Origin of the sequence: Paraburkholderia ferrariae NBRC 106233 (genome assembly GCF_000685035.1) — a bacterium.
In the GTDB taxonomy this organism is placed as follows: Bacteria; Pseudomonadota; Gammaproteobacteria; order Burkholderiales; family Burkholderiaceae; genus Paraburkholderia; species Paraburkholderia ferrariae.
The window spans coordinates 1-2,185 of record NZ_BAYB01000083.1; the positions used below are offsets into that span (position 1 = coordinate 1).

A 2,185-nucleotide genomic window follows, 5' to 3' on the forward strand; every position below is an offset into this window, starting at 1 on the left:
GTCGTCAAGAAGTTCGGCGACAGCATCGCCGTGGACAACGTGAACCTGGACATCGCGAAGAACGAACTCTTCGCACTGCTCGGCAGTTCCGGCTGCGGCAAGTCCACGCTGCTGCGCATGCTCGCGGGCCTCGAAACCGCCACCTCGGGCAAGATCTTCGTCGATGGCGAAGACCTCGCGGCGCTGCCGCCCTACCGGCGCCCCGTCAACATGATGTTCCAGTCGTATGCGCTCTTCCCGCATATGACGGTCGAGGCCAACGTCGCCTTCGGCCTCAAGCAGGAAGGCACCCCGAAGAACGAAATCAGGGAACGCGTGGCCGACGCGCTCAATCTCGTGCAGATGAGCCGCTACGCGAAGCGCAAGCCGCACCAGCTCTCCGGCGGCCAGCAGCAGCGCGTGGCGCTCGCGCGCTCGCTGGTGAAGCGCCCCAAGCTCCTGCTGCTCGACGAACCCATGTCGGCGCTCGACAAGAAAATCCGCCAGAAGACCCAGCTCGAACTCGTGAACATCATCGACAAGGTCGATGTCACCTGTGTGATGGTCACGCACGATCAGGAAGAGGCGATGACGATGGCCAACCGCCTCGCCGTGATGAGCGAAGGCCGCATCGTGCAGATCGGCACGCCGGGCGACGTGTACGAATTCCCCAATAGCCGCTTCTCGGCCGAATTCATCGGCTCCACCAACCTCTTCGAAGGCCGTGTGGTGGAAGACGAACCCGACCACATCTTCGTGGAAAGCGAGGATCTGGAAACGCGCATGTACGTGAGCCACGGCATTACCGGCCCGCTCGGCATGCCGGTGGGCATCTCGGTGCGCCCCGAGCGCGTGCGCGTGACGCGCGAAAAGCCGGGCACCCCTCACAACTGGGCGCGCGGCGTGGTCAGCGACGTGGCCTACATGGGCAGCTACTCGCTCTATCACGTGCGCCTGCCGGGCGGCAAGGTGGTCGTCTCGAACCTCTCCAGCTCGCACCTGATGAACGAAGGCGCACCGGCGTGGAACGACGACGTGTACGTATCGTGGTCGCCGGCCAGCGGCGTCGTGCTCACGCAATGAAGGGGAAAACAACATGAGTTCCGTGCCCTCTGCCAACGCGCCCGCCTCTTCCGGCGGTGCGCTGCGCGCCACGCTCGCGCGCCTGTTCTCGCGTTTCGTGCCTTCGGGCCGCACCGCGGTGATCGGCGTTCCGTTCATCTGGCTCACGCTGTTCTTCGCCGTGCCGTTCGTGCTGGTGTTCAAGATCAGCTTCGCCGACCAGATGATGGCGGTTCCGCCGTACACGAACCTGCTGGAAATGAAGGACGGCGTCGTCCACTTCGCGCTGCAGCTCGGCCACTACGCCTTCCTGCTGCAGGACGATCTGTATATCGCCACCTATATCAGCTCGCTGAAGATGGCGGCGGTCTCCACGCTGCTGTGTCTGCTGATTGGCTATCCGATCGCGTACTACATTGCGCGCTCGAACCCGGCCACGCGCAACGTCCTCATGATGGGCGTGATGCTGCCGTTCTGGACTTCGTTCCTGATCCGCGTGTACGCCTGGATCGGCATTCTCAAGGACGACGGCCTGCTCAATCACGCGCTCATGGCCATCGGCCTCATTCACTCGCCGCTGCGCCTGTATCACAGCGACGCGGGCGTCTATATCGGCATGGTCTATTCGTACCTGCCCTTCATGGTGATGCCGCTCTACGCGCACCTCGTGAAGATGGACCTCACGCTGCTCGAAGCCGCCTACGACCTGGGCGCGAAGCCCTGGGTGGCCTTCACGCGGATCACGCTGCCGCTTTCGAAGAGCGGGATCATTGCCGGCAGCCTGCTGGTGTTCATCCCGGCGGTGGGCGAGTACGTGATTCCCGAACTGCTCGGCGGCGCCGACACGCTGATGATCGGCCGCGTGATGTGGGATGAATTCTTCAACAACATGGACTGGCCGATGGCATCGGCCGTGACGGTTGCAATGGTGCTGCTGCTGCTCGTGCCGATGGCCGTGTTCCAGCACTACCAGGTCAAGGAACTGGAGGACCGCAAATGATCAAGCCCAATCGCGCCCTCTCCACGAGCGTGCTCGCGCTCGGATTTCTGTTCCTGTACATCCCGATCGTCAGCCTCGTGGTGTACTCGTTCAACGAATCGAAGCTCGTTACCGTCTGGTCGGGTTTCTCGCTGAAGTGGTACG

General features: G+C 62.9%; 2 protein-coding genes and 1 pseudogene. All 3 read left to right on the forward strand.

All coding sequences use genetic code 11. The features are described 5' to 3' along the window. A partial coding sequence (locus BFE01S_RS36670; RefSeq protein WP_028229708.1) for an ABC transporter ATP-binding protein occupies nucleotides 1-1,062 on the forward strand: 1,062 nt, incomplete at its 5' end. A gap of 13 nt (nucleotides 1,063-1,075) precedes the next feature. Next, nucleotides 1,076-2,041, forward strand: a complete 966-nt coding sequence (locus BFE01S_RS36675) for an ABC transporter permease subunit (protein ID WP_028229709.1) — start codon at nucleotides 1,076-1,078, stop codon at nucleotides 2,039-2,041. Next, a pseudogene (locus tag BFE01S_RS44905) lies at nucleotides 2,038-2,185 on the forward strand (putrescine ABC transporter permease PotI); the annotation flags it as partial. The gene BFE01S_RS36675 and the pseudogene BFE01S_RS44905, both read left to right, overlap by 4 nt.